Genomic DNA, 317 nt, shown 5'->3' with positions numbered 1-317 from the left:
CGCCGGGCGGAGGGCCGGGCGGCGGCGCATCCTGTGCCTGCAGCGCCGGGACGGCGCCGAGCAGGAAGCACAGCAGAAGCGGCAGGAAGCGGTTGGCGGTCATGGATCAGCGGGGCGAGCGGTCGTTGCGGTCGCTGGCGGCGAGCCAGCCGTAGAAGTCGAGGTTCTGATACAGGCCGGGATCGGTGCCGTCCAGGTCGGGCGGCAGCTCATTATCGGCGTCGCCGGCGGCAACGGCCATGGCCGGCGCGGCGGTCGGGCGGGGCGGCTGCCACATCATCAGCGCGGCCAGCGCAACGGCGGCGAAGGCGCCGAGC

The 317-nt window shown here is 74.4% G+C and carries 1 pseudogene; it reads right to left on the bottom strand.

The annotated features are described in order from the left end of the window. Window positions 1–106: 106 nt before the first annotated feature. A pseudogene (locus tag ACH65_RS20490) lies at window positions 107–317 on the bottom strand (hypothetical protein); the annotation flags it as partial.

The sequence above is a fragment of the Frateuria defendens genome (assembly GCF_001182895.1).
In the GTDB taxonomy this organism is placed as follows: Bacteria; Pseudomonadota; Gammaproteobacteria; order Xanthomonadales; family Rhodanobacteraceae; genus Frateuria_B; species Frateuria_B defendens.
This window is presented reverse-complemented; position numbering and strand designations above follow the sequence as displayed.